The sequence below is a fragment of the Curtobacterium sp. MCLR17_039 genome (genome assembly GCF_003234745.1).
GTDB classification, from domain to species: domain Bacteria; phylum Actinomycetota; class Actinomycetes; order Actinomycetales; family Microbacteriaceae; genus Curtobacterium; species Curtobacterium flaccumfaciens.
Window position 1 is genome coordinate 79,036 of record NZ_QKTF01000006.1, and the last position, 23,349, is coordinate 102,384.

27 protein-coding genes and 1 tRNA gene are annotated in these 23,349 nt (G+C 71.7%); 12 read left to right on the top strand and 16 right to left on the bottom strand.

Annotated elements, in window-relative coordinates; genetic code table 11:
- Window position 1 precedes the first annotated feature (1 nt).
- The 8 genes from DEJ00_RS09260 to DEJ00_RS09295 form a co-directional block, all read right to left on the bottom strand.
- Window positions 2-505 (bottom strand): Dps family protein, encoded by a 504-nt coding sequence (locus DEJ00_RS09260; RefSeq protein ID WP_111057144.1) that lies wholly within the window; start codon window positions 503-505, stop codon window positions 2-4.
- Between the two features lie 123 nt (window positions 506-628).
- Window positions 629-1,051, bottom strand: a complete 423-nt coding sequence (locus tag DEJ00_RS09265; RefSeq protein ID WP_071244660.1) for an SIP domain-containing protein — start codon at window positions 1,049-1,051, stop codon at window positions 629-631.
- A gap of 29 nt (window positions 1,052-1,080) precedes the next feature.
- Window positions 1,081-1,722 carry a TetR/AcrR family transcriptional regulator gene (locus DEJ00_RS09270; RefSeq protein ID WP_258373615.1) on the bottom strand — a complete coding sequence of 214 codons (642 nt, stop codon included), beginning with the start codon at window positions 1,720-1,722 and terminating at the stop codon, window positions 1,081-1,083.
- Window positions 1,719-3,815 (bottom strand): CocE/NonD family hydrolase, encoded by a 2,097-nt coding sequence (locus DEJ00_RS09275; RefSeq protein WP_111057146.1) that lies wholly within the window; start codon window positions 3,813-3,815, stop codon window positions 1,719-1,721. Before DEJ00_RS09275 ends, DEJ00_RS09270 begins: the two co-directional genes overlap by 4 nt.
- Window positions 3,812-5,599, bottom strand: coding sequence for an ABC transporter ATP-binding protein (locus tag DEJ00_RS09280; protein ID WP_111057147.1), 1,788 nt, complete (start codon window positions 5,597-5,599; stop codon window positions 3,812-3,814). The genes DEJ00_RS09275 and DEJ00_RS09280 overlap by 4 nt, the downstream gene beginning before the upstream one ends.
- On the bottom strand, window positions 5,596-6,483 hold the full coding sequence (locus DEJ00_RS09285; RefSeq protein ID WP_071244656.1) for an ABC transporter permease: 888 nt from the start codon (window positions 6,481-6,483) through the stop codon (window positions 5,596-5,598). Before DEJ00_RS09285 ends, DEJ00_RS09280 begins: the two co-directional genes overlap by 4 nt.
- The gene (locus DEJ00_RS09290) at window positions 6,480-7,508 is read right to left on the bottom strand and encodes an ABC transporter permease (protein ID WP_111057148.1); all 1,029 of its coding nucleotides are present in this window, start codon (window positions 7,506-7,508) and stop codon (window positions 6,480-6,482) included. The genes DEJ00_RS09285 and DEJ00_RS09290 overlap by 4 nt, the downstream gene beginning before the upstream one ends.
- Window positions 7,505-9,106 carry an ABC transporter substrate-binding protein gene (locus DEJ00_RS09295; protein WP_027465569.1) on the bottom strand — a complete coding sequence of 534 codons (1,602 nt, stop codon included), beginning with the start codon at window positions 9,104-9,106 and terminating at the stop codon, window positions 7,505-7,507. Before DEJ00_RS09295 ends, DEJ00_RS09290 begins: the two co-directional genes overlap by 4 nt.
- A 236-nt stretch (window positions 9,107-9,342) precedes the next feature.
- Here DEJ00_RS09295 and DEJ00_RS09300 point away from each other — a divergent pair, with 236 nt between their 5' ends.
- The 3 genes from DEJ00_RS09300 to DEJ00_RS09310 are packed head-to-tail and all read left to right on the top strand — an operon-like array spanning window position 9,343 to window position 10,993.
- A complete protein-coding gene (locus DEJ00_RS09300; RefSeq protein WP_111057149.1) occupies window positions 9,343-9,936 on the top strand; it encodes a molybdopterin-dependent oxidoreductase in 594 nt (197 codons plus the stop codon).
- Window positions 9,933-10,724, top strand: a complete 792-nt coding sequence (locus DEJ00_RS09305) for a ferredoxin reductase (RefSeq protein ID WP_111057150.1) — start codon at window positions 9,933-9,935, stop codon at window positions 10,722-10,724. The genes DEJ00_RS09300 and DEJ00_RS09305 overlap by 4 nt, the downstream gene beginning before the upstream one ends.
- A complete protein-coding gene (locus DEJ00_RS09310) occupies window positions 10,724-10,993 on the top strand; it encodes a DUF6510 family protein (RefSeq protein ID WP_111057151.1) in 270 nt (89 codons plus the stop codon). Before DEJ00_RS09305 ends, DEJ00_RS09310 begins: the two co-directional genes overlap by 1 nt.
- Window positions 10,994-11,277: 284 nt before the next feature.
- Here the strand turns inward: DEJ00_RS09310 and DEJ00_RS09315 are convergent.
- Window positions 11,278-11,349: transfer RNA gene (locus DEJ00_RS09315), tRNA-Gly, on the bottom strand.
- 133 nt (window positions 11,350-11,482) lie between these two features.
- Between DEJ00_RS09315 and DEJ00_RS09320 the strand changes: the two genes are divergently transcribed.
- The gene (locus tag DEJ00_RS09320) at window positions 11,483-11,689 is read left to right on the top strand and encodes a hypothetical protein (RefSeq protein ID WP_111057152.1); all 207 of its coding nucleotides are present in this window, start codon (window positions 11,483-11,485) and stop codon (window positions 11,687-11,689) included.
- A gap of 81 nt (window positions 11,690-11,770) precedes the next feature.
- Here the strand turns inward: DEJ00_RS09320 and DEJ00_RS09325 are convergent, their stop codons facing one another.
- The gene (locus tag DEJ00_RS09325) at window positions 11,771-13,153 is read right to left on the bottom strand and encodes a hypothetical protein (protein WP_111057153.1); all 1,383 of its coding nucleotides are present in this window, start codon (window positions 13,151-13,153) and stop codon (window positions 11,771-11,773) included.
- Complete coding sequence (locus DEJ00_RS09330; RefSeq protein WP_220038855.1) at window positions 13,150-13,569, bottom strand: MerR family transcriptional regulator; 420 nt, start codon at window positions 13,567-13,569, stop codon at window positions 13,150-13,152. Before DEJ00_RS09330 ends, DEJ00_RS09325 begins: the two co-directional genes overlap by 4 nt.
- A 48-nt stretch (window positions 13,570-13,617) precedes the next feature.
- Between DEJ00_RS09330 and DEJ00_RS09335 the strand changes: the two genes are divergently transcribed.
- On the top strand, window positions 13,618-14,493 hold the full coding sequence (locus DEJ00_RS09335; RefSeq protein WP_111057155.1) for an alpha/beta fold hydrolase: 876 nt from the start codon (window positions 13,618-13,620) through the stop codon (window positions 14,491-14,493).
- 16 nt (window positions 14,494-14,509) lie between these two features.
- On the opposite strand, the gene DEJ00_RS09340 is transcribed toward DEJ00_RS09335, so the two are convergent.
- Together DEJ00_RS09340 and DEJ00_RS09345 are read right to left on the bottom strand one after the other, a co-directional pair.
- A complete protein-coding gene (locus DEJ00_RS09340; RefSeq protein ID WP_071244650.1) occupies window positions 14,510-14,800 on the bottom strand; it encodes a hypothetical protein in 291 nt (96 codons plus the stop codon).
- The gene (locus DEJ00_RS09345) at window positions 14,800-15,393 is read right to left on the bottom strand and encodes an HdeD family acid-resistance protein (protein ID WP_181440137.1); all 594 of its coding nucleotides are present in this window, start codon (window positions 15,391-15,393) and stop codon (window positions 14,800-14,802) included. Before DEJ00_RS09345 ends, DEJ00_RS09340 begins: the two co-directional genes overlap by 1 nt.
- Window positions 15,394-15,649: 256 nt before the next feature.
- On the opposite strand from DEJ00_RS09345, the gene DEJ00_RS09350 reads away from it, so the two are divergent.
- The 7 genes from DEJ00_RS09350 to DEJ00_RS09380 all read left to right on the top strand — a co-directional run bounded on the left by DEJ00_RS09350 (window position 15,650) and on the right by DEJ00_RS09380 (window position 21,307).
- A complete protein-coding gene (locus DEJ00_RS09350; protein WP_111057157.1) occupies window positions 15,650-16,393 on the top strand; it encodes an HpcH/HpaI aldolase/citrate lyase family protein in 744 nt (247 codons plus the stop codon).
- Window positions 16,394-16,602: 209 nt separating this feature from the next.
- Entirely contained in the window at window positions 16,603-18,258 is a 1,656-nt protein-coding gene (locus tag DEJ00_RS09355) for a catalase (RefSeq protein WP_111057158.1), read from the top strand.
- 303 nt (window positions 18,259-18,561) lie between these two features.
- A complete protein-coding gene (locus DEJ00_RS09360) occupies window positions 18,562-19,014 on the top strand; it encodes a hypothetical protein (protein WP_146247929.1) in 453 nt (150 codons plus the stop codon).
- Entirely contained in the window at window positions 19,011-20,186 is a 1,176-nt protein-coding gene (locus tag DEJ00_RS09365) for a zinc-dependent alcohol dehydrogenase (protein ID WP_111057160.1), read from the top strand. The genes DEJ00_RS09360 and DEJ00_RS09365 overlap by 4 nt, the downstream gene beginning before the upstream one ends.
- 12 nt (window positions 20,187-20,198) lie before the next feature.
- Window positions 20,199-20,438, top strand: coding sequence for a DUF1345 domain-containing protein (locus DEJ00_RS09370; RefSeq protein WP_111057161.1), 240 nt, complete (start codon window positions 20,199-20,201; stop codon window positions 20,436-20,438).
- Window positions 20,439-20,473: 35 nt separating this feature from the next.
- Window positions 20,474-20,776, top strand: a complete 303-nt coding sequence (locus tag DEJ00_RS09375; RefSeq protein ID WP_146247930.1) for a DUF4190 domain-containing protein — start codon at window positions 20,474-20,476, stop codon at window positions 20,774-20,776.
- A gap of 30 nt (window positions 20,777-20,806) precedes the next feature.
- Window positions 20,807-21,307, top strand: a complete 501-nt coding sequence (locus tag DEJ00_RS09380) for a GNAT family N-acetyltransferase (protein ID WP_111057163.1) — start codon at window positions 20,807-20,809, stop codon at window positions 21,305-21,307.
- A gap of 4 nt (window positions 21,308-21,311) precedes the next feature.
- Here DEJ00_RS09380 and DEJ00_RS09385 read toward each other — a convergent pair whose 3' ends face one another.
- The 3 genes from DEJ00_RS09385 to DEJ00_RS18785 form a co-directional block, all read right to left on the bottom strand.
- A complete protein-coding gene (locus DEJ00_RS09385; RefSeq protein WP_111057164.1) occupies window positions 21,312-22,364 on the bottom strand; it encodes a BLUF domain-containing protein in 1,053 nt (350 codons plus the stop codon).
- Between the two features lie 246 nt (window positions 22,365-22,610).
- On the bottom strand, window positions 22,611-23,105 hold the full coding sequence (locus DEJ00_RS09390; RefSeq protein ID WP_111057165.1) for a hypothetical protein: 495 nt from the start codon (window positions 23,103-23,105) through the stop codon (window positions 22,611-22,613).
- Window positions 23,106-23,181: 76 nt separating this feature from the next.
- Window positions 23,182-23,310, bottom strand: a complete 129-nt coding sequence (locus tag DEJ00_RS18785) for a hypothetical protein (protein WP_258373616.1) — start codon at window positions 23,308-23,310, stop codon at window positions 23,182-23,184.
- Between the last annotated feature and the right edge of the window lie 39 nt (window positions 23,311-23,349).

A 23,349-nucleotide genomic window follows, 5' to 3' on the forward strand; every position in this document is an offset into this window, starting at 1 on the left:
CTCAGGCGGCGAGGTGCGCCTGCAGGAACCAGCGGTCCTTGGTCAGCGCGCGCTCGATCTCGATCGCGACGTCCTGGCTGTTGAGGTCGACCTCGTCGAGGCCGTCGACCGCACGGCGGACCTGCAGCAGCGCAGCGTCGATCTGGGCGATCACCTCGGTGATGGTGACGTCCGAGTTCTGGAAGCCCTGCGACAGCGGCGGCAGGGTGGTGTTCGCGGCGACGGTCGCGATGCGCGAGTCGACCGGCAGGCCGAGGGCGACGATGCGCTCCGCAGCCTTGTCCGCGTAGTCCTGCGCGTGCTCGACGATCTCGTCGAGGAGCTCGTGCACGCCGACGAAGTTGCGGCCACGGACGTGCCAGTGGGCCTGCTTGCCGTTGACGACGAGCGCCTCGAGGTCGATGACGACGGGGGCGAGGAACTGCGCGACCCCGGCTGCGAGCTCCGGCGTGGTCGAGAACGGGGACGTGGTGCTGGTGGTGGTGGTGCTGCTCTGCGTGGTCATGTCGTTTCCTCCTCCGTCGTGGCTACACCCGCGTGCCTGGCCCTGTCCGGACCGGCGCGGTGCTGCCGATGGTCACAACCATGCCCGCCTCTCTTGCATGCCGCAAGGAAGAGCAGGCTGCCCTTACCCGCCGTACTCGACCTGGACCTGCTGGCCGGCGTCGGTGAGTTCGAGCTGCACCATGGACCGTGCGCGCTCGATCCACGGGCTGTCCGCGCACCCGATCCAGACCGAGGTGCGGGGCTCGCAGCCCGTCACGCACCACTCGGCGGCCCAGCCGGTCAGGGCGTGTGCCAGGGCTTCGCCGTGGTCCGCGAAGACCAGCGGGGCGACGGCCGAGCTGCGGGCGCTCCGGACCAGCCAGGTGACGGTGACGCGCGGCGGAGCCGGCAGGATGCGGATCTGCTCGTCGAGGGCGACCTCGACGAAGACCTGCCCGTACGCGTTCTCGGGGAGTTCCTCGAGCTGGCGGTGGATCTCGACGAGGTCCTCGGCACCGCCCGCGATGAGGATGCGTTCGCTGGGCTGTCGCCGGGTCCGTGCCATGTGGCAACGGTAAGGGAAGCCTTACCTCATCACAAGGGGGAACGACCGGTTCCGGCGATGTCCACAGCGGGCACACCGAGTTCGTGCGACAGGAACCGCCACATCCAGGACAGGGCGACGGTGTTCGTGAGCCCCGGGACGCCCTGGGCGATCTGCGTCGCGACGCCGTCGCTGTACGCGGCGAGTTGCAGCGCGACGGTGTCGGCATCGACGTCGACGAACACCCCGGCCTCCGCCCCGCGCCGGATGACCCGCACCAGGCACGCCTCCCAGACGCGGATGCGTTCGGCGTACTCGGCCGCGACCTCGGGCCGTCGCACCACCGCGGTCCAGTAGTCGGACCAGATCCGCCAGTGCTGCCGGACCTGCTCGGTGTCGCCGAACAGCGGGGCGACGAGCATCCGCAGCCCCACCAGCACGTCGGGTTCGGCGTCGACGGCCGCGACGATGGCGCCGTAGAAGCGCTCCGTCTCGAGCACCACGACCTCGTTGAGGATCTCCGCGACACTGCCGAAGTGGTACGTCACGGTGCCGACGGAGACGTCGGCCTCGGCTGCGATGTCGCGCAGCCCGGTGGCACCGACGCCGTTTCGCACGATCACCGCGCGGGCGGCCTCGACGATCATCGCGCGTCGGACCTCCGGCCGCTGCCGAACCCTCGCCGCGGTCACGCCGACGTCCGTGGGACGTCGTCGACGAAGGTCCGCTCGGTGACGAGCACCTCGGGTTCGTCGGGTCCGCCGTCGCGGGCCCAGGCGCGCACGGTGTTGACGACGTGGAAGGTGTCGGCGTCGGCGGTGACCTCGGACGTCGTCTCGAGGCGCGCGGCCCACTCCGGCTTCGCCAGCCCGATCGCCCAGCGGGAACTCGCCCGTGCGCTGGTCGGGTCGTCGGAGCGGATCCGGTACGTCTCGCGGGCGTCCTCGGTGAACACGAGGCCGTCCGGGTAGACCCGCCCGCCGCCGTACCCGGGGTCGACGTCGAGCGTCCACTCCCCCGTCTCGACGTCGTGCGTGACCGTGCGCTGCGGCAGCGGGTCGGCCGGCGCGACGCGCTCGATCACGAGGGGCTCGGACCGTTCGGGCTCGGCGAAGACCACCCCGTCGTCGGTCGACCGGGTCCAGGTGGGCAGGGTGACGCTCGAGGCGGTCGGGTCGATCGTCACCGTGGCCTCGACGCCGTGCGGCCACACCCACGGCCAGTAGGACGACGAGACCGCGATGCGCAGCCGGTGTCCGGCGGCGAACCGGTGTCCGGTCGAGACCAGGCGCACGGGCAGTTCGGCGGGCGTCCCGGGCACGAGCACGTCGTCGCGGTCCATGCCGTCGCGCTTCGCGGCGTTCAGCACCCCGCGCGTGACGAGCGTCGACGAGCCGTCCGGTGCGACGTCACAGAGCCGGACGGTCAGGGTGGCCCGGGGCTGGTCGCTCGTGACGGACAACCGCACGAGCACGTTGCCGAGCAGGTCGAACGCCTTGCCGACGGGCAGGTCGAAGGTGACCGACCGGCCGTCCTCGGCGCGCTGGTCCGGCGGCAGGTCGGTGGCGTTGCCGAAGGGGAAGAACCGACCGGCGTCCACCCCGGTGTGCTGCGGCGACCGCACGACGACCGGTCCGAGGTCACCGCCCCGCAGGGCGGCGAGGGGCAGGACGCGCTCGTGGGTCGCGGCGGAGGGCCACGCCTCGGCACCGATCCACCGACCGCGGCGACCGGCGTAGTACGGCGCGGGGGCTTCGCCCTCGTTGATCCAGGCCCGCAGTGCCGGGTCGTCCTCGACGCCGGTGTCCACCCCGAGCAGCCAGCGGTCCCACCACCGCAGGGTCTCCTGCAGGAACCCGATCGACGGCCCCGGTGCGAGTCCACGGTCCGGGTACTGGTGCGACCACGGGCCGACGATGCCCTTCACTGGGGCGCTGACGTGGTCGACGAGCCGGAGCACGGCGTCCCGGTACGGGTCCGCCCAGCCACCGACCGCGAGCACCGCGGCGCGGATGCCGTCGTAGTCCTCGGCCGCGCTGCCGTGCCGCCAGTAGTCGTCGCGCTCCTGGTGCGCCAGCCACACGGGCGTCATCGGGCGGTTCGCCTCGAGGCGTTCGCGCCAGCGGTCGATCCACCCGGCGCCGACGACCTCGGGCCGGGGCGGCCGGGAGTTGAAGGCGAACATGGTCGCGCCCCAGGCCGCCATGTCGATGCCGAGCACGGCGCCGCCGACGTAGTGCACGTCGTTGTCGTACCGGTCGTCCGTCGAGCAGACCGTCACGATGGCCTTGAGTGCGGCGGGTGCCCGGGCCGCGAGCTGCAGCGCGTTGAAGCCGCCCCAGGAGATGCCGAACATGCCGACGGCACCCGTTGACCACGGCTGCTCGGCGAGCCAGGCGATCACGGCCTCGCCGTCGAGCAGCTCCTGCTCGCTGTACTCGTCGTCGAAGAACCCGTCGGACGAACCGGTGCCGCGGATGTCGACCCGCACCGAGGCGTACCCGTGCTGGGCGTACCAGGGGTGCCGCTCCGAGTCGCGTGGTGCGGTCCAGTCGTCGAGCCGGTACGGCAGGTACTCGAGCAGCACCGGCGTCGGACCGCCGGGGTCACCCGGCTGCGTCGGCGACTGCGACGGTGCCCAGATCCGGGCGTGCAGCCGCACACCGTCGGGCATCGGGATCCACTCGTCGCGGACCGTCACGCCCGCGGGCAGCGAGCCGGGGCCGCCGATGGCGGTGAAGGTGGCGGCGGCGGTGCCCTGGTCGGTGCCGTCGTCGGTCGTCATGCGTCCTCCCAGTTGCGGGTGCGGTGTCCGTCGCCGTGGTCGGTCCAGCCGTCGGCGTGCCGCCAGCGCGGCACCCCGTCACCGACGTCGGGCAGGGTCGTGCTGCCGGGTTCGAGGGTCGCCGCGAGCAGCGTCGACGTGTACGGGTGGTTCGGGCCGGTGAACACCCGCTCGGTCGGTCCGATCTCGACGATCCGGCCACCGGTCATCACCGCGATCCGGTCCGCCACGCCCCGCACCACGGCGAGGTCGTGGCTGATGAACAGGCAGGCGAGGCCGCGCTCGCGCTGCAGGTCGGCCAGCAGCGCGAGGATCCCCGCCTGCACCTGCACGTCGAGCGCCGTGGTGATCTCGTCGGCGATCACGAGCGACGGCTCGGCCGCGAGTGCGCGCGCGATCCCGACGCGCTGGCGCTGCCCACCGGACAGCTGCGCGGGCAGGCGGTCGGCGAACTCCGGTCCGAGCCCGACCTGGCTGAGCAGGGCGCCCACGCGCTCGCGCGAGGACGAGCCGCTGAACAGCCGGAGCGGCCGCGCGACGGCGGCACCCACGGTGCGCCGCGGGTTGAGCGACGTGTCCGCGTTCTGGAACACGAGCTGCACCGCGCGCCGCAGGTGGGGCGCGCGACCGGCGATCGGCTCGCGCAGGTCGCCGCGGGTCGTGCCGTCGTCGTACGTGAACGTCCCCGACTCGGCCGGCACCAGGCCGGCCAGCGCCGTCGCGAGGGTCGACTTGCCGCTGCCGGACTCGCCGACGACGGCGAGCGTCTCGTGCGCGGCGATCGTGAACGAGACACCGTCGACGGCGGCGGGCAGCCCGCGGCCGTACCGGATCACCAGGTCGTCAGCGGTCACCACGGGGCGGGCGGCGCCCTCGGGAGGCGCGGTGCGGGTGGCCGTGGAGCCGACCGTCCCCGGGACGGTCGCGTCGTCGGACACGTGCCCCACGCCTCCAGGCCGTCGCCCGTCCGGCACCGCGGCCAGCAGGGCGCGCGTGTACTCGTGCTGCGGAGCGGCGAAGAGCGCCGCCGTGGCGGCGTGCTCGACGACCTCGCCGTCGCGCATCACGGCGATCTCGTCCGCCATGGCGGACACCACCCCGAGGTCGTGGCTGACGAGCAGGACGGCCATGCCGAGCTGCCGACCGAGGTCGGCGACCAGGTCGAGGACCGCGGCCTGGGTGACGACGTCGAGGGCGGTGGTCGGCTCGTCGAGGACGAGCACGCGCGGCCGGGCCGCGACGGCCATCGCGATGGCGATGCGCTGCTGCTGGCCGCCGGACAACTGGTGCGGGTACCGACGGACGATCGCGTCGGGGTCCGGCAGCCGGACCAGCCGCACCAGCTCGGCGACGCGTTCAGGGCCGTCGGGCTCGCCGTGGGCGCGGAGGGCCTCGCGGATCTGCTCGCCGACGCGCATCGACGGGGTGAGTGCCTGCCCGGCGTTCTGGGCGACGACCGAGGCGGTGCCGCCGCGGAGCGCCCGGCGGCCGGCCGGCGACAGGGCGAAGACGTCGGCCCCGTCGACGCGGACCGTCCCGCCGTCGATCGCCGACCCGGCGCGCAGGTGTGCCAGGAGCGTCCGCGCGACGGTGGACTTGCCGCTGCCGGACTCGCCGACCAGGCCCAGGGTGCGACCGGCCTCGATCGTGAACGAGACACCCCGGACGACGGGGACGCGTCGCTTGCCGGCGGCGTACGAGATGGACAGGTCGTCGACGCGGACGATCGCGTCGGGCACGGTCGTCGTCGCGGCGGACGTCGTGCCGGTGTCGGTGCGGGTCATGCGCTGACTCCCTGCTTCGCACGGTCGACACCGAGCGACTTGCTCAGGCCGTCGGCCGCGAGGTTCAGTCCGATCACCAGCGTGGCGAGTGCCACGATCGGGGCGAGTGTGCCGAGCGGCACCACGGTGAGCGCGGTGCGGTTCTCCTGCACCATCAGGCCCCAGTCCGGGGTCGGTGGGTTCGCGCCGAAGCCCAGGAAGGACAGCGATGCGACGAGCAGCACGATCCACGAGGCCCGCATCGCGTACTCGACGAGCACGACGTCGAGCACGTTCGGCAGGATCTCGCGGAACACGATCGACAGCGGCCGCTCGCCACGGGCGCGGGCCGCGGTGACGTAGTCCTGCGTGATCACGGTGCGGGCGGCGCCGCGGACGACACGGGTCACCGCGGGGGCGTAGACGACCGTGACGGCGAGGACGATGACCCAGAGGCCGGCGTCGAAGACCGTCACGACGACCAGGAGCGCGAGGATCGACGGCACGCTGAGCAGGGCGTCGACGACGCGCATGACGACCTCGTCGAACCAGTTGTCGGCGTAGGCCGTGACGCAGCCGAGCACGGTGCCGACCGCGACGGCGATCGTGGTGGCGAGGAAGGTCACGGACAGCGCGTACCGGCCGCCGTTCAGGGTGCGGGAGAGGACGTCACGCCCGTACTGGTCGGTGCCGAGCCAGTGCGTCCACGTCGGACCGGCGAGCACGTCGCCGGCGTTCGTGGCGACCGGGTCGTGCCCGGCGATGACCGGCGCGAGCAGGGCGAGGACGACGTGCAGGGCGATGAGGCCGAGGCCGATGCTCAGCGCCGTCGACCCGCGCAGGGGTGCGAGCGCGCCGGCGAGCACGTCGCGCCCGACGCGGCGGCGGGGTGCGGTGGCGGTCATGCGGCGGCCTTCCTGGTGCTGCGGGCGCTGCGGGTACGCGTGCGCGGTCGTCGCTGGCGGGTCCGCAGCTTCGGGTCGAGTGCGAGCGCGACGAGGTCGGCGGCCAGGTTGCACACGACGTAGATCAGGGCGCTCAGCAGGGCGATCGCCTCGATGATGGGCAGGTCGCGGTTGAACACCGACTCGAGCATGAGCTTGCCCATCCCCGGGTAGTTGAAGACGTTCTCGACCACCACGACACCGCCGAGCAGCCACGCGACGTTGAGCGCGACGACGTTCAGCGTCGGGAGCAGGGCGCTCGGGACCGCGTGCTTCCAGACCACCCGGCGCATCGTCAGGCCCTTGAGCTCGGCCGTCGTGACGAACTCCGACGCCATCACGTCGATGGTCGACGAGCGGGCCGTCCGCACGATGTAGGCGGCCATCGCGAGGGTCAGCACGATGATCGGCAGCCAGATGGTGGGCAGCAGCTCGGCGACGGTGGCGTCGCTCCCCCGCAGCACGACGGCGGGGAACACCGGCAGGCCGATCGCGAACAGCAGCACCAGGACGGTGGCGACCATGAACTCCGGCACGCTCATCACGACCAGGCTGACGATCGAGATCACCCTGTCGCTCGGACGGCCGCGGCGGACACCGGCGACGACCCCGAGCGTCAGGGACACCGTGACGCCGACGAGCATCGCGGGCACGGCGATGAGCATGCTGTTCCGGAAGGCCGTGAACAGCGTCGGGGCGACCGGTTCGCCGCTGACGAGCGAGGTGCCGAAGTCGCCGTGCACCGCGCCGCCGAGCCACTGCAGGTAGCGGAGCCAGACGTTCTGGTCGAGGCCGAGGGTCTCGCGCAGTTGCTTGACCGCGTCGGGGGTGGCGTTCTGCCCGAGCAGCTGCTGGGCGACGTCGCCGGGGAGTGCCTGCACCGCGAGGAACACGAACAGCGAGGCGAGCACCACGGTCAGCACGGCGATGCCGACGCGGCGGAGGACGGGGACGAGGACGTCCGACGGCGTGTTCGTGGTCGTCATCGGCGCAGTCCGATCCGCAGGTAGTCGAACTCGAAGCCGTACTCCGAGTAGTTCACGACGTCGCGGGACAACCCCACGAGCCGGTCGCCGAACATCGGCGTCATGTCGGCACCGTCCTCGACGACGAGCCGCTGGGCGTCCTGGTACAGGGTGAGCCGCTTGGCGTCGTCCATCTCGGCGCGGGCATCGTCGAGCAGCCCGTCGAAGGTCTCGTTCGACCAGGCGCTCTCGTTGTACGACGACCCCGAGCGGAAGATCTGGTTGAGCAGCTGGTCGATCGGCCGCCCCGTGAACCAGTAGCTCACCATGAGTGGCTTCTGCATCCAGATCTGCGTGTAGTACGAGTCCGAGCTGGCGTTGCGGACGGTCAGACGGATGCCCGCATCGGCGACGGCGTCGCGGTAGGCGACGGCCATCGGGGTGAACACCGACTCGTAGCTCGACGTGTAGATCGCGGCGCGGAAGTCCGCACGCCCGGCCTGCTTGAGCAGCGCCCGGGCCTTGTCCGGGTCGTACTCGCGGTGGTCGTCGACGAACGCGGCGAGCTGCGGCGGCACGGGGTTGTCCCAGCCTGCCGAACCGGTGCCCTGCAGCGCGGTGTCGACGATCTTCCGGGGGTCGTAGGCGAGCTTCATCGCCTGGCGCACCCGCGGGTCGCTGAACTCGTCACTCGTGGCGAGCATCGGGATCGTGTACCACTGGGCGTTCTTCGACCGGGCGACGGTGGCGCGGTCGGACGCCGACACCACCCGAGCGGTCGCGAAGTCCAGGTTCGTCTGCGAGATGAGGTCGATCTGCCCGGCGAGCAGGGCGTTCACCCGCGCGGTGGTGTCCTGGATCGAGTAGAAGTCGATGCCGTCGAGTGCCGGGCGGCCAGCGAAGTGGTCCGGGAACGCCTCGACGCTGCCGGCACCGGCGGGGGTGAACGACGACAGCCGGAACGGCCCCGTCCCGATCCCGGTGCGGCCGATGTCGGCGATGGCGTCGGCCGGCACGATGTAGCACTGGTAGGCGGTGAGCAGCGACGGGAACTCGGCGTTCGGCTTCGTCAGCGAGAAACGCAGCGTGTACGGGTCGACAGCGCGCATCGAGTCGGCGTCCATGACCTCGCCGAGCACCCCGGCCTGCGGGCTGCCGGTCTTCTCGTCGAGGATGTGCCGGATGCTCGCGATGGCGTCGTCGGCGGTGAACCGGGACCCGTCGTGGAAGACCACGCCCCGGCGGAGCGCGAAGGTCCACTCGGTGCCGTCGGCGTTCGCGGACCACTCCTCGGCCAGGTCCGGCACCGGGGTGCCCTGCTGGTCGAGCTTGACGAGCCGGTTGTACAGCGCGCCGAGGTACTCGTAGGCCGACAGCGAGCTCGCGGAGTCGAGGGTCTCGGCGGCGGAGGCGGCGGGCCGTGCGATGCGCAGGCGTCCGCCGCGACGGGCGACACCGGTGGCCGCGGCCTCGGGGATCGTGGGGGTGCCGGCGGACGCGCCGGAGCTGCATCCGGCGAGGGTGAGCAGGCCGAGGCCGGCCAGACCGGCGGCGCCGGTGATTAGCGCCCGACGGCTCGGACCGTGGGCGCCTCGGGGTTCGGGGACGATGGGCTGCATTCGGGGTGACCCCTCCTGTAATCGTTCCGGTGAACGATAGAGGTCCCGGGCCGATCCCCCAAGCCCGCTCCCGACGCGCGGGTCACCACCGCGTCCGACCCGATCCGCGAGCCCGCGCGGATCCGCCGACGCGCACGACCGTTCCGTCCACCGGTGGAACGTTTACCAACCCGTTACACGGCACCGCCCGGCACACGGCATGATCGGGAACGCACCGACGTCCGACGAGGAGGACCATGGCCACGTTCACCCGCGGGTTCGGCGGTCGACGCGACGACCGCGACGACACCCGCATCCCGCCCGGTCAGACCCTGGTCCGCGACTGGCCCGTCCTGTCCGCCGGAGCGACGCCCGACATCGAGCCGACCGACTGGGCCTTCTCGATCCGCACCGAGTCCGGCCTGCACCAGTGGACCTGGGACGAGGTGCACGCGCTCGGCGTCGAGGACGTCACCGTCGACATCCACTGCGTCACGCACTGGACCAAGCTCGACATGCCGTGGCGGGGTGTCCCGCTCGACCGCCTGTTCGAGGACGTCGAGACCGAACTCGAATACTGCATGGTGCACAGCTACGGCGGGTACACGACCAACGTCCCGCTCGACGAGCTGCTCGACGGCAAGTCCTGGATCGCGTTCGAGGCCGACGGCGAGCCCCTGACGCCCGAGCACGGCGGGCCCGCCCGCCTGCTGGTGCCCCACCTGTACTTCTGGAAGAGCGCCAAGTGGGTGCGCGGCATCGTCATGCAGGCCGACGACGAACCCGGCTTCTGGGAGAACGCGGGCTACAACCTGCACGGCGACCCGTGGAAGGAAGAGCGGTACTGGTGACGCTCCCCGACACCGGCCTGGAGGCACGGATCACCCCCGTCGCTCGTCCCGCCACGCGAAGGCGGCCGGCCTGGCACGCCGCCACCGTCGCGTCCGTCGGCCACGAGACGACGAACGCGCGCCGGATCGTCCTCGACGTCCCCACGTGGCCGGGCAACGACCCCGGGCAGCACCTGGACCTGCGGCTGACCGCCGAGGACGGCTACCAGGCGCAGCGCTCGTACTCCATCGCGTCGGCCGGCCCCGCGACCGACGTCGTGCTCGCGGTCGACCGGGTGGACGGCGGCGAGGTCTCCCCGTTCCTCGTCGACGCCGTCGAGGTCGGCGACGCGCTCGAGGTCCACGGACCCCTGGGCGGCTGGTTCGTCTGGCGGCCGGGTGAGTCCACCCGTCCGGTGCAGCTCATCGCCGGCGGCTCCGGCATCGTGCCGCTCGTCGCGATGGTGACCGCCCACGCCGAGGCGGACGACCCGGCGCCCTTCCGGCTCCTCGCGGCCGTCCGCACACCGGACGACGTGTTCTTCCGTGGGGAACTCGACCAGGCGCTCGCGAGCCGGGCACCGCTCGAGGTGACCCACGTGTACAGCCGCACCGCGCCTCCAGGCTCGTCCGTGCCGGCCGGCCGACTGACGCGGGACGCGCTCGCTGCCGCGGTGTTCCCGCCGGACGCGGCTGCTCTGGTCTATGTGTGCGGGTCGACGCCGTTCGTCGAGCAGGTGCTGCGCTGGCTCACCGAGCTCGGACACGACACGAGCGACGTCCGTGCCGAACGGTTCGGGGGCAACTGATGGTCGTCGTGGACGGCAACGCACTGGCGGGGACGCTGGCCGACACTCTGGGACCCGAGCCGACCGTGGTCGCCCTGCGCTGCGCCGGGTGCGGTTCGCTCGGGGTGCTCGGGCAGACCACGGTCCACCGCTCCGCGATGGGGTCGGTGGCGCGCTGCCGAGGGTGCGACACGGTGCTCGTCACGGTCGTCGAGTCCGGGGCCCGGCGGTGGGTGGGGCTGCCCGGCGCCCGCACGATGTCGGCGTCGATACCGGACGGCATCGAGTAGCACAAGGCTCGAGCGGCGGGTCGTGCGGGGTTCTTGCGGGTTCCCGCAACGCTGGATCCGATTCCCACCCGATCGGGGGACGGCTCCGGATACATCCTCGGAACTGCGCCGGGCCACCCACCCGGCGCGTGCCAGTGGGGGCAGGGTCGCCTCCGCGCCCGGTGGGCGCGGGTACCCGAAGCCTGCGCCCACCGGGCCCCCACGCCTTCGGTGCTGCGACGCCCCGCAACGACGGAACCCCCGCCGCTCTTCCGAGCGACGGGGGTTCCGGTCTTCCTGTTCTGAGCGGATGACGAGATTCGAACTCGCGACCCTCACCTTGGCAAGGTGATGCGCTACCACTGCGCCACATCCGCATTCACACGCCGTGCTGGCCGTGCGGAGATGACTCTACCCGATGACGGGCGGCATCACCGGTTCCGGTGAAGGTTCCGGGCGTGTCCGGCGCGGCGCGGGCCGTCCGTCAGGTCGACGGAGTTCGATCGGACCATGAGCTACGTGCACGACAATCCCGGCGGGACCGAGGCCCACGGCGTCGACCTGGTCGACGGCGACGCCCCCGCGATCCGGATCCTGGTGCACGGCGACCTGCCGACCACGATCGAGCACGAGGGCCGCACCTGGCTCGCGACGGGCGATGCCCACGACGCGGGCGACGACCACACCCCGCCGATCGCGATCTACCGCCCGGTCTGAACCGGCGGGTCCGGCTGGGCTGACCGATCCGGGTGCGCCGGGCCGTGTGCCGCCGGGCCATGTGGCGTGTACGCCCGGCCGTCAGTGGCCGCGGACGTCACCCGTCAGGATCGCGTGCTCGACCCCCGCTGACAGCTCGTCGTGCAGGGCGTCCGCGAAGAACTCGCCGGCACCCAGGCTGATGAGGTGCGCGACCGCGGCCTCCGCGGCCGGGAACCCGGGCTCCCACTCGTCGTGCAGGAACGCGCGGACGTGTCCGGACTCGTGCACGACGACCACGCCGATGTGCTCGTGCCGGGTGCCGTCCTCGAGCACGGCGTCGAAGACGATGGGCTCGGTGTCCTCGCCGAGCTCCTCGAGCATCACGGTGCCGGTGCCCGGCCACTCCGTCCGGTACGGCGGCAGGTCGGGGGCGTGCAGGTGCCCGGCGAGCTCGTCCGACGCCGACTCGATGTGCCCGGTGGACAGGTACTCGTCGACGACGTCGTGGATGCGGGCGTGCAGGTCCGGCTCGTACTGCCACCAGCGCTGGTGCACGGTGCGGAGCCACTCCTGGGTCGCGGCGTCGGCCGAGGCCGAGATCCCCACGAGCTGCGGTGCGGTGCCGGGCGAACCGACGACCTCGAGCTGTTCGTCGTGCGTCTCCACCGTGATCGACCCCGTGGTCTCGTCCGGGTGCACGCCGTGGACGTCCTCGGGCGCGGCGGCCCAGATGCTGGCGGGGAGCTTCGGCGGCAGGTCGAACGGCACCGCGATCGCCGGTTGCGTCATCGCGTGGTCGATCGCGTCGCCGAGGTGCACCTCGTCCGACCGGGACCCCATCACGATGCCACCGGCCGGCGGCACGAGCGACAGGCGTTCCAGGTCGTCCGGCGCGGCGTTCATCGAGGTGAGCACCGCGGTGTCGGCCCACTGCACGAACGCGCCGGCTGACCGGTCGTCCTCGCCGAACGGCACGTCCCACACCGTCGGGTCCGTGAGCACCCACGAAGCGGTGCGCCCGGCCGGTCCGTGGCGGACGGCGTCGACGATCGCCGGCACCAGTCCGGGCAGCCCCCGGTACGCGGGACGGACCGTGAGCCGGTCGACGGCGAGCAGGTCGGGCTTGCCGAGCATCTCGGCGGCGTGGGTCTGCAGCGAGAAGAACGTCTCCCCCGTCGCGTCCTGTGCGGCGACGGCGGACGCGAAGGACCCGGCGACGTCGGAGACCTGGTAGCCGAGCACCAGTGCCTCGAGCGACTCGGGTGCACGGCTCGTGAACGCGGTGACCTCGGCGACGGACACCGCCTCGGTCTCGTCGTCGTCGGTGATCGGGACGCGGACGTCGATCACCCAGCGGTCGACGTCCTGCCCGGGGTAGGCGTCACCGTCCTCGTCCGAGATCGTGATGTGCACCAGGCGCAGGGAACCGTCCCAGGCGTCGTGGACGTGCTGGGCGATGGCGGCTTCGGGGTCGTCGTTCACGGACGCAACGGTACCGGTGCGGAGGGCACCGACCGGAGCCGCGTGCCCGAGGAGGCGTACGCGGAGCACGACGGGCACCGCGTCAGCAGGTCGTGGGTGCAGTCGATCACGTGCTCGAGGAACCGCTCGGCGTCGGCCAACTGGTCACGCTGCGCCCGGATCTGACGGAGGCGTTCGGTGATCACTCCGGACCGGTCGGGTGCACTCCGCCGGAGCACCAGCCGGATCTCGGCCAGGCTCATGCCGACGCCCTGGCAGGCCCGGACGACCTGCAGGCGACGGACGTGTTCCTCGGAGTACTCCCGGTGACCCGACGGCGCTCGATCGGGGACGACGACCCCCGTGTCGTGCCAGTGCCGCAGCACGTGGACCTCGACGCCGACCCGCCGAGCTGCTGCACCGATCCGCACTGCCACGTCCGTTCCTCTTGACCTCAGGTCGACCTGAGGTCCTAACGTGCGACCATGCTGCCACGCCGAGTGCCCCTCCCCGTCCCCCTCCCCGCTCCGGTCCCCGTCGTCGTGGACGGCACCACCATCGCCACGAGGGTCATCGAGCCGTCAGGACCGGCACGCGGCGACGTCGTCCTGTGCCACGGCACGCCCTGGTCGTCGGCGGTCTGGGCCGAGGTCGGCCGGGCGCTCGCGCAGGACCACCGGGTCTTCCTCTGGGACATGCCGGGGTACGGCGACGCGGACCGTGGGCCGAACGTCGACACCACGCTCCGAGCGCAGGCGACCCGTCTCGGCACACTCCTCGACCGGTGGGGCCTCGATCGACCTCACCTGGTCGCACACGATGTGGGCGGCGCCGTGGCGCTCCGGGCGCACCTGCTGCACGGTGCCGAGTACGCGAGCCTGTTCCTCTGGGACGCCGTCGTGCTCGACCCGTGGGGCTCTCCGTTCTTCCGGTTGGTGGCGGAGCACCGTGCCGTGTTCGACCGACTCCCCGGCGACCTGCACGCCGCCATGGTGCGGCAGTACATCGACGGTGCCTCGTCAAGGGGCTTATCGCCGTCGGACCTCGAGGCCCTGGCGCGGCCCTGGGCCGGCCCCGAGGGGCAGGTCGCGTTCTCACTCCAGATCGCCGCGCTGACCCCAGACGACACCCGGCCCGTGGCCGAGCTGTTGGGCTCGGTGCGGTGCCGGACCCGGATCGGGTGGGGGCGGCAGGACCCCTGGATCCCCCTGCACCAGGCGTACGACCTGCAGACGGCGCTGCCGGGGCACCCCGAGGTCATCGTGCTCGACGACGTCGGGCACCTCGCGCCGTGGGAGGACCCCGTCGCGGTCACGGCCGCGCTCCGGCAGTGGGTACACCGTCCGGTGGGCTCGGAGTGACCCCGCACGGCGCCCTTCAGATCAGCGCGCGGGCGGCGAGCACGACGGCCGCTCCCCCGACGGTCAGCGCCGCGAGCACCGACAGCACCACCGCGACGGTGTCCCGCCGGGCCGGGGCACTCGAGCGGACGGCGCCGGCGACGAGCTGCTGGGCCGCCGCCAGGGACGCTGCGCTCCCGAGCGGGCGGTCGTCCTGGTCGAACGCCAGGAACCGCTCACGGACGTGCAGCACGAGCCCCAGGCTGGTCCCGTGGTCGCGCGCCACCCAGGACTTCGGTCCCTGTTGCTCCCACCGCACGGCGAGCATCAGGGGCTAGGGATCGGAACGCCGGCCCGCTCCTCCTCCGGACGCGGCCAGCTGAACGCGACGACGAGCTGGACGACACCGAACACGATGAGCACGCTCCCCACCGCGGCCACCGTCACCAGCGCGCCGAGACCTGGCAGGTTCATCACCAGGATGCCGCTCAGCACACTGAGCACGGCGAGCACCACGGTCAACGGCCGGCGGCCCACCCACGGGGCGTAGACGAGCGCGATGCCCTCGAGGATCCAGGCGAACCCGAGCAGCAGCGCCACCCACCGCGCCCCGATCGGCGGGAACACGATCGCGACGACGCCGCCGGCGACCACGAGCGCCCCGAAGACCACCAGCCCGGCCTGACGCCACCAGACCCGAGGGTGCACCTGGAACCCCCGGACGACCAGCGCCGCCCCCGACACGACCAGGTAGATCCCGAAGACCCACGACACCGCGAACAGCGTCGCGTGGGGCAGGACGATCGCAGCCAGTCCGGCGAGCACGCCCACCGCGCCGACGATCCCGAACGCCCACCGGATTCCGTCGCCGCCTGGCGGGCGCGAGCCCGTCCGCAGATCGACGCCACCTTCGTCATGCATGTCCGTCCGACCTCCCTGCAGGTCCTGACTGGTGCTGTGGTGCTGGTTGGTGCTGGCCGACTTGCGACCGCCCGTGCAGTGCTTCCTGCGCACAGGACTACACCCGAAGGTGAGCAGTTGTCCATGTCCCATGCGTGCGCATGAGGCCACGGCCCAGCCCCGGCGGACGAGCGACGAGCGCTCCGTGGACGGTAGCCTGACGCGCCAGAGGACGAACTGCCGGCGATCGCGCCGGTAGACCAGACGGAGGACCACGGTGCCAGCACTCGGAGACGGCCGCGCCGACGGCGTGTGGTGCACCCTCGGCGAACCCCGCACCACCGCGCAGATCGCGCAGAACGGGTTCGCCTGGCTCGGCCTCGACGCCCAGCACGGCGCCTTCGACGACGCCACGCTCCTGGCGACGATGCCGGCGCTCGCCGCGGTCGCACCGCAGGTCCCCGTCGCCGTCCGGGTCGCCGAGGGCTCGGACGCCGCGATCGGCCGTGCGCTCGACCTCGGCGCCGACATCGTGATCGTCCCGATGATCGAGACCGTCGAGCAGGCTGAGCACGCCGTCCGTGCCGCGCACTACCCACCGCGGGGCCGACGGAGCTGGGGGCCGATGGCGGGACTCTGGGGCGGCGCGGCACCGTCCGCCGCCGCTGCCGACCCCGAGGTGTGGGTGATGCTCGAGACACCCGAGGGCCTCCGTGCCGCCGAGCAGATCCTGGCGGTCCCGGGCGTCTCGGCGGTGTTCGTCGGCCCCTTCGACCTGTCGATCGGACTGGGCATCGAGCTGGACGCACTGCTGCACGACGACGGCGCACTCCCCGCGATCGTCGCCGCAGCCCGCCGCGCGGGCAAGCACACCGGCGCCTTCGCCGGCGACCTGGCCCGCGCCGAACGGCTCCGCGCGCTCGGGTTCGACCGCGTCGCCGTCGTCACCGACGGGACCCTGCTCGCCCACGGTGCGGCCGCGGTGCTCGGTGCCGCAGCCACCGGTCGCACCTCGTACTGACGGGCCGCGAGCGGCGAAGTAGCGACGGACCGTCCGCGGCGAAGTAGCGACGGACCGTCAGCGGCGAAGTACTGACGGGCCGTCAGCGGCGAACGCACCGGCGACCGGCCCTCGTCCGCGTCCTCGGCGCCGCTGGGAGGGCGTGCCCGCGCCCCGGTCCACACTCGGTCGGGAACCCGAGCCGACCGCGACCGCAGAGAGGACGAGACATGACCGACGTCTCCAGCCAACCGCCCGCCGAGGGCGACGACCGCCGCATCCTGACGAACCGCCAGGGCCACCCCGTGTACGACAACCAGAACCAGCGCACCGTCGGAGCCCGTGGCCCGGCGACGCTCGAGAACTACCAGTTCCTCGAGAAGATCAGCCACTTCGACCGCGAACGGATCCCGGAGCGGGTCGTGCACGCCCGCGGTGCGGTCGCCTTCGGGTACTTCGAGGCCACCGGCGCGTGGGGTGACGAACCCATCGCGCAGTACACCCGCGCGAAGCTGTTCCAGGAGCCCGGCAAGCGCACCGACCTGGCGATCCGGTTCTCCACCGTGATCGGCGGCCGTGACTCCTCCGAGGCCGCCCGCGACCCGCGCGGCTTCGCCGTGAAGTTCTACACCGAGGACGGCAACTGGGACCTCGTCGGCAACAACCTCGGCGTCTTCTTCATCCGCGACGCCATCAAGTTCCCCGACGTCATCCACTCCCTCAAGCCCGACCCCGTGACCTTCCGGCAGGAGCCGGCGCGCATCTTCGACTTCATGTCGCAGACCCCCGAGTCGATGCACATGCTCGTCAACCTGTTCAGCCCACGCGGCATCCCCGCGAACTGCCGCACCCAGCAGGGCTTCGGCGTGAACACCTACAAGTGGGTGAACGCGGACGGTGACACCAAGCTCGTCAAGTACCACTGGATCCCGTCGGTGGGTGTGTCGTCGATGACCGAGGCCGACGCCGCAGCCGTGCAGGCCGGCGACCTCGGGCACGCGTCGAAGGACCTGTACGAGGCGATCGAGCGTGGTGAGTACCCCGAGTGGGAGCTCCGTGTGCAGCTCATGGACGACCACGAGCACCCGGAGCTCGACTTCGACCCGCTCGACGACACGAAGGTGTGGCCGGAGAACGAGTTCCCGCCGAAGCCCGTCGGCAAGATTGTCCTGAACCGCAACGTCACGAACCACTTCGCCGAGAACGAGCAGCTGTCCTTCGGCACCGGCGTGCTCGTCGACGGCCTGGACTTCTCCGACGACAAGATGCTCGTCGGCCGCACGTTCTCGTACTCGGACACGCAGCGCTACCGCGTCGGCCCGAACTACCTGCAGCTGCCGGTCAACGCCCCGAAGAACGGCGCCGTCGCGACCAACCAGCGCGATGGACAGATGGCGTACCACCAGGACCACGGCGGCGAGAACCCGCACGTCAACTACGAGCCGTCGATCACCGGCGGCCTGCGCGAGGCGGAGTACCCGACCCACGACGACCAGGGACCGGAGATCGTCGGGCGGCTCACCCGCAAGCGGATCCCCCGGACGAACGACTACACCCAGGCCGGCCAGCGGTACCTGCTCCTGCAGGACTGGGAGCGCGACGACCTCGTCGCGAACTTCGTCGACCTCATCTCGCAGGCGGCCCGTCCGGTGCAGGAGCGCATGCTCTGGCACTTCTACATGGTCGAGGACGACCTGGGTCGTCGTGTCGGCGAAGGGCTCGGCATCACCCTCGACGAGGTCAAGGACCTGCCCCCGCTGCAGTCACAGACGCTCAGCGACGACGAGCTCGCCCGCCTGGCGAACCTCGGCAACAACGGCTCCCGCGACGTCGAGGGCCTGATGATGACGCACTGCGTCCCCGACGAACGCGCCGTGCGCGTCTGAGACGCGACCCCAGGACGGACGGGAGGCCCGGTGCCAGCTGGCACCGGGCCTCCCGTCCGTCCTGCTGCCGTCACCTGCCGCAGCGCGTCGCGGACAACCCGGGACGGCGCCAGGGAGGCCACGCTCATCGTGGATCGACAGGAGCGACTCCGTGGTCCCGACCAGCACGATCGCGCGGTCGTCGCTCCCGTCCCGTTGATCCGCACCGATGCGACTCATGGAGGCCGCGATGGAACACACGAATCCCCGGCGGTGTGGCGCGAACGCGTCCGCTGCCCACCGACTCCTCGCTGGGACACCACGGTGAGGGCCCGGAACCTCGCCGCCGCTGCGATGGTCACGGCTGCCGTCGGCATCGTCGTCTCGCGCCGCCGACGCGGCGCACCCGGGCCCGCACGGAAGGTGCTGGCCGAACCGCGTTCCGGCTGGCACGCGGTCACGGTGAACCGCGGGCAGGACGCGGTGCTGCCAGGCGGGCGGATCCCCGCGCCGCTCACGGCGTTCGGGCAGGACGTCGAGGTGGAGGCCCGTCCCGCGCCCGGCGATCGTGGCACCGAGCTCCGTGCCCGGTTCCGAGGCGGCGGCCCGGACCCACAGGGTCGGCTGCGGGCCGCTCTGCGTGAGGCGAAGCAACTCATCGAGGTCGGCGAGGTGCTCCGAGTGGATCCGGTCCCCCACGGCCGACGGAAGGCCACACCCACCGGCGCGTTGGTGGACGTGGCGACGAAACGGAGCAACGAGGAGGGTGTGCTGTGAAGGCGCTCTGTTGGACCGGGGTCAACGAGACCGCGGTGGAGACGGTGGAGGACCCGAAGATCCTCAACGATCACGACGTGATCCTGAAGGTGCGTCTGAGCACCACCTGCGGCTCGGACCTGCACCTGCTCGGCGGGTACATCCCGACCATGCGATCCGGTGACGTCCTGGGGCACGAGTTCATGGGCGAGGTCGTCGAGACGGGTTCGGCCGTCACGAAGCACAAGGTGGGCGACCGGGTCGTCGTCTGCTCGTTCATCGCCTGCGGGCAGTGCTGGTACTGCACCCACGGGCAGTTCTCACTCTGCGACAACGGCAACCCGAACCCGGGCTTGACCGAGGCGATGTGGGGGTCGTCGATCGGCGGCTGCTTCGCCTACAGCCACGCGCTCGGCGGGTTCGCAGGCAGCCACGCCGAGTACGTCCGCGTGCCCTACGCCGACCAGGGGGCGTTCACGGTCCCGGACGGCGTGTCCGACACGGCCGCCCTGTTCGCCTCCGACGCCGCACCCACGGGGTGGACCGGAGCCGACCTGGCCGGGATCGCACCGGGTGACACCGTCGCAGTGTGGGGCGCCGGTGGTGTGGGCCAGATGGCCGCTCGTGCGGCGATGCTGCTCGGCGCCGAGCAGGTGATCGTGATCGACCGTCTGCCCGAACGGCTGCGACAGGTGCGCGAGCACATCGGTGCCGAGACGCTCGACTACACGAGCGACGCCGTGCTCCCGGAACTCAAGGAACGCACCGGCGGTCGGGGTCCCGACGTGTGCATCGAGGCCGTCGGAATGGAAGCGCACGGCACCGGACCGCTGTACCTGTACGACCAGGCCAAGCAGCAGCTGCGGTTGCAGACCGACCGGCCGACCGCCCTGCGCGAGGCGATCTACGCGTGCCGGAAGGGCGGCAGCCTGTTCTCGCTCGGGGTCTTCGGTGGGCTCGTCGACAAGTTCCCGTTCGGCGCGATCATGAACAAGGGCATGACGGTCCGCGGCGCTCAGCAGCACGGGCACCGCTACATCCCGATGATCCTCGACCACATCGCCGCGGGAGAGATCAGCACCGAGCACCTCGCCACGCACGTGATGCCACTGTCGCAAGGGCCGCGCGGGTACGAGATGTTCAAGAACAAGGACGACGGCTGCGTCCGCGCCGTCTTCACCCCCGGCGTGTGACGACCGACCCGGATGTTCTTCCTCGACCACCGCGGCGGAGGGTTCGACGTCAAGCAGGACGGGCGGCCGACCTACAGCGACTTCGCCTACTTCGCCTTCACGATCGGCATGTCGTACGCGGCACCAGAGGTCGAGCCGGACGACAGTGAGACCCGGCGGAAGGCGCTGCCGCACGCGCTGCTGTCGTACTTCTTCGGGACGGTGCTCATCGCGGTCGCCATCAACCTGGTGACGAACCTCGGTCAGGGGTGAGCGGAGGGATCCTCGTCGCCCCGAGGCTGACCGGCGTGACCGACCTCGCTCCTGACCAGACCGCGCCGAGCGCCGCCGAGTCCCCCGCATCGGCAGCCGTGCCGCTACCGCCCCTCAGCCTGCTCGCGGCGGTGGCGATCGCCCTCGCGTTCGTGGCACCGATCGGCGGTCTCGTCGTCGGGTTCAACGCGCGCCGCGACGTGCGACTGACCGGTGAGCGGGGTGACGGCATCGCGTTCGCGGCGATCCTGATCGGCGCGACGCTGACGTTGTTCGGGGTCATAGTGCCGCTGGTCCTCGGCGGTGCGGGGTCCTTCGACCTGGACCTCCAGCTCTGAGCACCGGACGCCGGTCGCTACCCTGACCGTGTGGGGAACGATGCTGAAGTCTCGACGGTGATCCGGCCGGCGACGCTCGCCGACGCGGATGCGATCGCCCACGTGCACACGGTGTCGTGGCGAGAGACGTACGGCCGGTTCGTCGATGACCCGGACACGAGCCCGTGGTTCGACGCGGGTCGCCGGGTCGACATGTGGCGGTCGACGCTCGCGAGTCCTGACGCCCGAGGAGTCGTCCAGGTCGCCCTGGACAGTACCGGTGTCGTGGGGTTCGCCGCGGCGCAGGCGACCCCCGAGCCGTATGCCGTTCGCCCCGAGGAGCTGACGACGCTCTACGTGTTGTCCCGTGCGCACGGGACCGGAGCCGGCCAGGCACTCCTCGACACCGTGCTCGCCGATCGTCCGGCGTCACTCTGGGTGGCCACGGACAACCCGCGGGCGCACGCCTTCTACCGGCGGAACGGGTTCGCACCCGACGGTGCCGAGTCGGCGTTCGGACCGATCCCGCGGACCGTTCGGTTGGTTCGCTGAAGCGTCAGTCCACGGCCGGCGCGGAGATGTCCCAGACGGTGGTCTCCTCGTACTGTTCGGACCAGCCACGGCGCATTCGTGCGGCGGCACGGTCGAACGCGTCGACGACGTCGGTGTCCGGCGTCAGCAGCGCCTGCAGGCGGATGCCGTCGTAGAGGGCGAGCAGCTGCTGTGCCCCGCGGATCGGGTCCATCGTCGCCGGTTCGCGGCCGGCGCGGACGTCCTCCCGCAGCGCGGTGCGGACGGTCTCGCGGAACTGCAGGTACGCAGACCGGTAGTAGTCGGCGCCGTCCGTCGACGGGTCGGTCGAGATGGCCAGCGTCGCGGCGATCAGCCGCATGAGGGACGGGTCCTCGGCGTGGGCGGAGAGCAGCGCGTGCAGGAACGCGACCGTGCCCTTCTCGCCGGCGAGCGGCAGCAGCGGTGCCGACACCGCGCGGGTCCACCGCATCACCGCGGCGGCCAGCAGTGCGTGCTCGGAGGGGAAGAGCTCGAGGATCTCGGCCTGCCGCATCCCCGACCGGGACGCGACGCCCTCGAGCGAGAAGCGTGAGAGTCCGCCGTCGTGGAGGACCGCGATCGCACCGTTGACCGCCCGGGTGCGCGGGACCTCCTCGTCCGCGGCGTTCTGGTTCGTCAGTGGTGCCAGCGGGTGCTTCCGGAACCAGTCCAGGAGTGCGCGAGCGCGGGAGGCCCCGAACGCCGGGTCGGTCGGGCGACCCGGGCTGAACAGGTCGCTGAACCCCGGAACGTCGTGCATCAGCGGGTCGAGGGACTGGAACGCCATCGACCAGTCCGGGAACGAGCGCTGGGTGATCGGCTCGTCGAGCAGCACCCGGACGTTCGTGTGTCGCGGGTCAGCTCGGACCTGGTCGAAGCGCTCCCGGACGACGTCGTCCTCGCCCTCGATGATCCCGATGCAGTTGTGGTCGCGGTGCGCGAGCATGCCGGTGACGCCGAGCCGGGTGTTCTTCTCTCGACCGACCGCCAGGATCTGGGCGAGTTCGGAATCCGTGATCGGACGGGTCTGGGTGCTGGTGTAGACGAGCGATCGCATGGTGCTGCTTCCTGGTCGGACGGTCCCCCGGTGTGTGGGAGGCGCCGCCGTGTCGAACCCGAATCGACTCGACGGCACCTCGTGGTCACCGTAACCAGCGGCGACCACCTTCACTGCGACGCAAGACGGTCCGTGGCTGTTCGGCACCCGGAGGATGCCGACCTCTGAATGGAACCATCCGGCCGAGTCCGGCGGTACCCCCACTACGGGGAACGCACGTTCTCCGGCCGCTTTCCGGGGCGAGCGTCAGTGCGCGCGGTCGCCCGACGGGGGCGTCTCGACGATGCGCTCGCCCGTCGTCGGGTCCCACCCGATGGTGCGGGGTTCCGTTGCTCGCGAGCGTCGTTCCTCGCGCGGGAAGAACGGACGGGCACTGGGCAGGTAGCTGAGCACCGCGGCGACGACGACGCAGACGGTGTCGACGAGGTTCCAGCCCACGCCGACGGTGGCGATGGTGATCACTTCGCTGCAGGCAGTCAGCCCGGCGATGATGGCGAGCCAGAGTCGCGCGTTCCCGGAACCTCGTCCCATCCGCGTCGCCAGCCACACGAACAGGGCCGACCATGCGAGGACGAAGAGGAGCCCGAGCGAAGCCCCGATGATCGCGCCGCCGGCTTCGCGCACGGACACGACGATGCCGGGCGAGGCGGCCACGAGGCTGATGATGACGGACGCCCACCAGAGCGCCACGGCGATCGTGACGACCCGCGGTCGCGTGCGCGGTTCGGTGTGCTGTTCCATCAGGTGTTCCCCCGTCGTTCCGCTGGATGCGGCTCGACGATCCTACGGTGACGGCGCGGAACCACGGTCGCGCCTCCTAGGGGCGGTAGTCCTCACGACGTGGCGGGACCTGCGCCGCGTGCGAATCGGTGAACGGCTTCGCGCCCCGCATCCCGCCCATCGTCTTCGCGACCGTCGTGAGCAACCAGCCCAGTCCTCGTGCCACGGTGCTCAGATCCTCATGGCGCCCCCTCGTCGGACCGAC